This is a genomic window from Nocardioides phosphati, assembly GCF_014646375.1.
In the GTDB taxonomy this organism is placed as follows: domain Bacteria; phylum Actinomycetota; class Actinomycetes; order Propionibacteriales; family Nocardioidaceae; genus Nocardioides; species Nocardioides phosphati.
This window is the reverse complement of record NZ_BMNI01000012.1, coordinates 55,705-63,050: the sequence shown is the minus strand read 5'-3', so window position 1 is coordinate 63,050 and position 7,346 is coordinate 55,705. Positions and strand designations below refer to the sequence as shown.

General features: G+C 71.4%; 4 protein-coding genes and 1 rRNA gene. 3 read left to right on the top strand and 2 right to left on the bottom strand.

All coding sequences use genetic code 11. From position 1 onward, the window contains the following. A 5S ribosomal RNA gene (rrf, locus tag IEX47_RS16305) occupies positions 1-75 on the top strand; the annotation flags it as partial. Positions 76-215: 140 nt separating this feature from the next. Here rrf and IEX47_RS16300 read toward each other — a convergent pair. Next, positions 216-710 carry a DUF2505 domain-containing protein gene (locus IEX47_RS16300; RefSeq protein WP_188785068.1) on the bottom strand — a complete coding sequence of 165 codons (495 nt, stop codon included), beginning with the start codon at positions 708-710 and terminating at the stop codon, positions 216-218. 19 nt (positions 711-729) lie between these two features. Between IEX47_RS16300 and IEX47_RS16295 the strand changes: the two genes are divergently transcribed. Next, entirely contained in the window at positions 730-5,499 is a 4,770-nt protein-coding gene (locus tag IEX47_RS16295) for an NAD-glutamate dehydrogenase (protein WP_188785067.1), read from the top strand. Further along, positions 5,496-6,422, top strand: coding sequence for an SDR family NAD(P)-dependent oxidoreductase (locus IEX47_RS16290; RefSeq protein ID WP_229662943.1), 927 nt, complete (start codon positions 5,496-5,498; stop codon positions 6,420-6,422). The genes IEX47_RS16295 and IEX47_RS16290 overlap by 4 nt, the downstream gene beginning before the upstream one ends. Here the strand turns inward: IEX47_RS16290 and IEX47_RS16285 are convergent. Continuing rightward, entirely contained in the window at positions 6,419-7,342 is a 924-nt protein-coding gene (locus IEX47_RS16285) for a DMT family transporter (protein ID WP_229662942.1), read from the bottom strand. The genes IEX47_RS16290 and IEX47_RS16285 overlap by 4 nt on opposite strands. Between the last annotated feature and the right edge of the window lie 4 nt (positions 7,343-7,346).

Sequence of the window (7,346 nt, the reverse complement as noted above, 5' to 3'; positions counted from 1 at the left end):
AACCCGGAAGTTAAGCCTGACAGCGCCGATGGTACTGCAACCGGGAGGTTGTGGGAGAGTAGGACGTCGCCGGACAATTTTTCGCCAAGGGGCGCCAGGTAACTGGCGCCCCTTGGCTCATTTCTGCTTCCAGCGCGCTCGTGCTGTGCGGAAGAGACGAGAAAAGCGCCCGCCCCCTTCTCGGGGACGGGCGCTTTCGTGCGTTCAGGGCCGGCTCAGGCCTGCCACTCGCCGGCAAGCCACTTCAGGCCGACCTTGTTCTCGGCGCGGGCTGCCTTCGTGAGTAGCCCGGCGATCAGGTCCTCGATCTTGCCGCCGACGAGCGGGATGCCCACCTTGACCGTGAGGTCGACGACCTGGGCGACGTCCGCACCGCGCTGCTCGAGGGTGATGGTGCCGCGCATGTCGCCCGGCTTGCCGGGGATGGTGATCAGCACGTCGGCCTTGTCGCCGTGCCAGGTCTCTTCCTGGATGATCGGGATCTCGTCGCCGGCCAGCTTCTTCGCGAACGACGGGACACGCTCGGTGCCGTGGGCGTACTCGAAGCGGATCTTCCTGCCGTCGGCGGTGGGCGCGACCGTCAGGTCGCTGCGGAGTGCGTGCTGGTAGGCAGCCACGGCCGAACGGAAGGCGGGATCGGCGGCCAGCGCGGCCACGGTCTCGACGTTCGTGTCCGGATAGATCAGGGTCTCGTGGATGCTCTTCGCCATGACCCGACATTAGCGGGCTATGTTGGTGAGCGTGCCTCACACCCATGACAGCACGCCCGAGGAACTCCTTCACGCCTACTTCCGGCACATTGCGCCGGAAGACCTCGCCGACAGGGTTCCTGACGATCTCGCCGGTGCGGTCGCGAGCCATCGACGACTCGCTGCCCGGCGCCCGCCGGGGGAGGCGTGTGTGCGCGTCTCGACGCCGACGGTGTCGGCCAACGGCTGGGAGGCGCACGGCCACTCCATCGTCGAGGTGGTCACCGACGACATGCCCTTCCTCGTCGACTCCGTCCTGATGGAGCTCAACCGGCAGGACCACGACGTGCACCTCGTCGTGCACCCGCGCTTCGACGTACGCCGGTCTGGTGCGGGCGAGCTGCTGGCGGTGGTCCCCGCCGATGAGCGTTCACCTGCGCCCGAGGGGCAGCTGCGCGAGTCGTGGATGCACATGGAGATCGGCAGGCTGGGCGACCGGGAGGCGGGCGTTGCCCTCGAGGCGGCGCTGCGCGACGTGCTCCGCGACGTGCGGGCCGCGGTCGAGGACTGGGCAGCCATGCGCGAGCGTGTGGACGCCATCGTGGCCGACGTACGCCAGGCGGACCTGTCACTGCCCACGGCCGAGATCGAGCAGGGGTGTGGCCTGCTCACGTGGCTGGCGGCCGATCACTTCACGTTCCTCGGCTACCGCGAGTACGCCCTCGGTGACGACGACGTGCTGCGGCCCGTGCCCGGCACGGGGCTCGGCATCCTGCGCGACGCTGCCACACCGGGTGGCGAGAGCGCCTCGCTCGCACCGCTGCCGGAGTTCGCCCGGGCCCGCGCCCGCGAGAAGGCCTTGCTCGTCCTGGCCAAGGCCAACTCCCGTGCGACGGTGCACCGGCCGTCCTACCTCGACTACGTGGGGGTGAAGACGTTCGGGCCGGACGGGGAGGTGACGGGGGAGCGCCGCTTCCTCGGCCTGTGGTCCTCCGCGGCCTACACCGAGTCGCTGCGGCGGATCCCGCTGCTCGCGGAGAAGGCGGACGGCGTGCTGGCCGAGGCCGGTCTCGATGCGCGCAGCCACGCGGGCAAGGCGTTGCTGGACATCCTCGAGGGCTACCCGCGCGACGAGCTGCTCACGGCGCCGGTCAAGGAGCTCGCGACGGTCGCCGAGGCCGTGCTTCAGGCCCGCGAACGGCGCCGGCTGCGGCTCTTCGTCCGTCCTGACCCCTACCGCCGCTACCTCACCTGCCTCGTCTACCTCCCGCGCGATCGCTACAACACGGCGGTGCGGGAGCGGTTCGCGCGGATCCTGCGCGAGCAGCTCCAGGGAGCGAGCGTGGAGTTCACCGCGCGCGTCGACGACTCGCCCCTCGCCCAGATCCACTTCGTCGTGCGCCCACCCGCGGGTGAGGGCATCCCCGAGGTCGACGTGCCGGCGCTCGAGCGTCAGCTCGTCGAGGCGGCGCGCTCCTGGTCCGACGACTTCGTCAACGCCGTGGCCGCCGAGTTCGGTGAGGCCGAGGCAGCGCGGCTGCTCCGTGCCTACCGCGGGGCCTTCCCCCCGGCGTACGTCGAGGACTTCTCGCCGCGGGCGGCTGCGGCCGACGTCCGCCGCATCGAGGCGATCCGCGGAAGCGAGGGCGTGGACCTCGCCATCTCCGACCGGGTCGACGCGCCGGAGGACGAGGTCCGGCTGACGGTCTACCGGGTCGGTTCGCCGCTCACCCTGACGGCCGTGCTGCCGATGCTGGCGTCGTTCGGCGTCGAGGTGGTCGACGAGCGGCCCCACGAGCTCGAGGGGCTCGACCGCTCGACGTGGATCTACGAGTTCGGTCTGCGCGCGCCCTCTCCGGTGGGCGAGGAGGAGCGGGCTCCGCTCGAGGAGGCGCTGCGCGCGATCTGGGCCGGTGCCTGTGAGGTCGACGGGTTCAACAGCCTGGTCCTTGATCCGGGGCTGCGGTGGCGGCAGGTCGTGGTGCTGCGGGCCTACGCGCGGTACCTGCGGCAGACCGGCACGCCGTTCAGCCTCGAGTCGATCGAGGAGGCGCTCCGGGAGAACGTGGACCTGACGCGGCTCCTGGTGGAGCTCTTCGAGGCACGCTTCGACCCTGACCGTGGGGAGGCGGCCACGCCGACCGAGGGTGAGATCGCCGAACGGATCACCGCAGGGCTCGACGAGGTGCTGCGTCTCGATCACGACCGGATCCTGCGCTCGTACCTCGGGCTGATCCGGGCGACGCTGCGGACCAACCACTACGTGCTCGACGGCGACGGACGGCACCGGCCGTTCCTCTCGCTCAAGCTCGACCCCACCGCGGTGCCCGACCTTCCGGAGCCGCGGCCGAAGTTCGAGATCTTCGTCCACTCGCCGCGGGTCGAGGGCGTGCACCTGCGGTTCGGTGCGGTCGCCCGCGGCGGTCTGCGCTGGTCCGACCGGCGTGACGACTTCCGCACGGAGGTCCTCGGCCTGGTGAAGGCGCAGATGGTGAAGAACACCGTGATCGTGCCGGTGGGCGCGAAGGGCGGCTTCTACGCCAAGCAGCTCCCCGACCCGTCCGACCGTGAGGCGTGGATGGCCGAGGGCATCGCCTGCTACCGGACCTTCATCTCCGGGCTGCTCGACCTCACCGACAACATGGTCGGCGGCGAGGTCGTGCCGCCACCCCGCGTCGTACGCCATGACGAGGACGACGCCTACCTGGTGGTCGCGGCGGACAAGGGCACGGCGACGTTCAGCGACATCGCCAACGAGGTCGCGGCGGGCTACGGGTTCTGGCTCGGCGACGCGTTCGCCTCGGGCGGGTCGGTCGGCTACGACCACAAGGCGATGGGCATCACCGCCCGGGGCGCCTGGGTCTCCGTGCAGCGGCACTTCCGCGAGATGGGCATCGACTGCCAGCGCGAGGAGTTCACCTGCGTTGGCATCGGCGACATGTCGGGCGACGTGTTCGGCAACGGGCTGCTGAGCTCGCGCACGGCACGCCTCGTGGCCGCCTTCGACCATCGCGACATCTTCCTCGACCCGGACCCGGACGCCGCTGCGTCGTACGACGAGAGGGCGAGGCTCTTCGCCCTGCCCCGCTCGTCGTGGCAGGACTACGACCGTTCGCTGATCTCCGAGGGCGGCGGCGTGTGGTCGCGCCAGGCGAAGCGGATCCCGGTGTCGCCGCAGGCGGCGAAGGCGCTTCGCATCGAGCCGGGCCCGATGGCCCCCAACGACCTGCTCCGCGCGATCCTGCGGGCACCGGTCGACCTGCTCTGGAACGGCGGCATCGGCACCTACGTCAAGGCGAGTACGGAGAGCAACAGCGAGGTCGGCGACAAGGCCAACGACGGCATCCGCGTCGACGGAGCCGACCTGCGCGTCCGCTGTGTCGGTGAGGGCGGCAACCTCGGCCTCACCCAGCGCGGCCGGATCGAGTACGCCGCGGCCGGCGGCCGGCTCAACACCGACTTCATCGACAACTCGGCCGGCGTCGACACCTCCGACCGCGAGGTCAACCTCAAGATCCTGCTCGACCGGGTGGTCGACGACGGCGACCTCACCCGCAAGCAGCGCAACGAGCTGCTCGCGTCGATGACGGACGAGGTGGCCGCCCTCGTGCTGCGCGACAACTCCGAGCAGAACCTCGCGCTGGCCAACGCCCAGGCGACCGCACCTGACCTCCTGCACGTGCACGAGGCCTGGATCCGCGACCTCGAGGGCCGCGGGATCGTCGACCGCGACCTGGAGTCCCTGCCCTCGTCCGCCGAGGTGAGGCGGCGGATCGAGCAGGGGGAGGGGCTGACGGCACCGGAGCTCTCGGTGCTGCTGTCGTGGACCAAGATCGCGCTGGCCGGCGAGCTGCTCGCCTCCGACCTGCCCGAGGACCCCTTCCTGCGCAGCGACCTCTACGCCTACTTCCCCTCCCGCATCCGCCAGGAGTACCGGCCGCAGATCGAGCAGCACCCGCTGCGCCGCGAGATCGTGGTGACGCAGGTCGTCAACGACCTGGTCAACGGCGCCGGGATGACCTTCTGGCACCGGCTGGGGGAGGAGACCTCCGCCAGCGCCGCTGACCTGGCCTGTGCCAACTTCGTCGCCCGCGAGATCTTCGGCTCGCTCGCCCTGCGCGACCGGATCGCCGCGAAGGACAACCAGGTCGACGCCGCGGTGCAGACCGAGATGCGCATCGAGATGCGCACGCTCGTCGAGCGTGCCAGTCGCTGGCTGGTCACCAACCGCCGCTCGCCGCTGGCCAGCGAGGAGATCGTCGACTTCTTCGGCGAGGCGGTGCAGCGGGTGATGGCGGAGCTGCCGGAGCTGCTCACCGGTCGCGAGCGGGAGTCCTACCTCGAGCGGCGGGACCACCTCGTGGGGCGTGGCGTCGACGAGGAGCTGGCCACGGCCGTCGCGGTGCTGCCGCCGGCGTACGTGCTGCTGGGGGTGGTGGAGACCGCCGAACGCGAAGGCATCGACGCGGTGGACGTGGCACGGGTCCACTTCGCACTGGGGGAGCGGCTCGGCCTCTCGTCGGTGCTCGGCCGGGTGCTCGCGCTCCCGCGCCGCGACCGCTGGGAGGCGATGGCGCGCGCAGCCGTGCGCGACGACCTGCACGCGGTCCACGCCCAGCTCACCGTGCAGGTGCTCGAGTCGACTCCGCATGACGAGCCGGCGCCGTTGCGCGTCGCGCTGTGGGAGGAGAAGGACGCCGGCCGGATCGACCGCGCGGCCCACACCCTCGAGGAGATCTGCTCCGACGACGCCGCCGACCTGGCCAGGGTGGCCGTGGGGCTGCGTGTGGTGCGAGGCTTGGTCACGTGAAGCTTCTCGTGCAGGGCCCGCGGGCCGCAGCCGCCCGCGTCGTACGCCGGGTCGCCGGCCTCCCCAGCCCCCTCGCCGGCCGCACGGTCATGGTCACGGGCGCGTCGTCGGGCATCGGCCGGGCGACCGCCCTCGCGGTCGCCGCGACCGGAGCCCGCGTGCTCCTGGTCGCGCGCCGGCAGGCGGAGCTCGAGGAGGTCCGCGCGCAGATCGAGGACGCGGGCGGCGCGGCCGAGGTCTACCCCTGCGACCTCACCGACCTCGACGCCATCGACCGCCTGGTCAAGGACGTCCTCGCCGCGCACGGGGCGGTCGACTACCTGGTCAACAACGCGGGCCGCTCGATCCGGCGTTCGCTCGAGCTCACCTACGACCGCTTCCACGACATCGAGCGCACGATGGCGATCAACTACCTCGGCCCGGTGCGGCTGACGATGGGGCTGCTGCCGGCGATGCGCGCCCAGCGGTTCGGCCACGTCGTCAACATCGTCACGTGGGGCATCCAGATCAAGGCGCCGAAGTTCGCGCCGTACATCGCCTCGAAGGCAGCTCTGGACACCTTCTCCCGCATCGCCGGGCGCGAGGTCTTCTTCGACAACGTCACGTTCACCAACATGCGGGTCTCGCTGGTCCACACGCCGATGACCGCGCCGACCGAGGCCTATCGCGCGATGCGCGGGCTGACGCCGGAGCAGGCGGCGGAGCGTGTCGTACGGGCGCTCGAGGACCGTCCGCTGACGGTCAACACCCGCGTCGCCGACCTCTACGAGGTCTTCAACCTGGTCGCTCCGCGGCTCGCCGACTTCACGCTCGCGGTGGCCCACCGCGCCGTCGGTGACTCGGCCGCGGCGCGGGCGGTGGCGAGCCCGCCTGACGAGGTCGCGGAGGTCGTGGAGATCCCGGCTCCGGAGGATGACGCCTAGGCCGGCACCACGGGGGTCGGCCGCGGCCCGAGGTGGAGCTTGCCCTGGGCGATCGCGACACCGAGCAGGATGACCGCGCCGCCGACCGGCTGGTACCAGTGCACGCCCTCGCCGAGCACGACGATGCCGACCGCGATCGCGAACATCGGGCTCAGGTAGGTGACGTACGACGCCGTCGAGCCGCCCACCCAGCGGATGTTGCGGGCGTGGATGGCGAGCGCGATGCCCGTGCCGACCGCGCCGAGGGTCAGGACCGAGCCGATCACCTTGGGGGAGAGGTCGGTCGGCGGCGGTCCGGCGACGAGTGGCGCGACGATCGCCATCACGGCGGTCGCACAGAGCAGCTGGCCCGCGCTCACCGCGAGGTCGGAGTCGACGCGGGGTGCGACGTACCGCTGCTGGTAGGGGATGGCGATGCCGTAGCAGGAGGCGGCGGCGAAGCACATCATCTGGCCCGTGAAGCCGCTGCCGCTGAGGCCCTGCCAGGCACCCAGCACGACCAGCGTGCCGCCGAAGCCGAGCACGAGACCGATCACCTTGGCGGCCGAGAACCGCTCGGTCCGGAAGAGGAGCACGGCGGCCGGCAGCGTGACCAGCGGCGTCGTGCCGTTCCAGATGCCGGCGAGCAGGCTGGGGATCCGCTGCTCGCCGAAGCCGAAGAGCGTGAACGCCACTGCGGTCAGCAGGCCGGGCACCGCGAGATGGAGCCAGGTGACGGGATCGCGCGGCAGCCGGTGGCCCGTGACGCCCATGATGACGAGGACGGCGAGCGCCCCCGACGACACGCGCCCGAGCGTCACGTACGTCGGGTGCAGCTCGCTCACGCCGACGCTGATGAAGAGGAAGCTGCAGCCCCAGATCGCTGCCAGGCCGACCAGCCAGGGGAGCCAGACGTGGACGGGAGGCTGCTCGGAGGTCACCCGG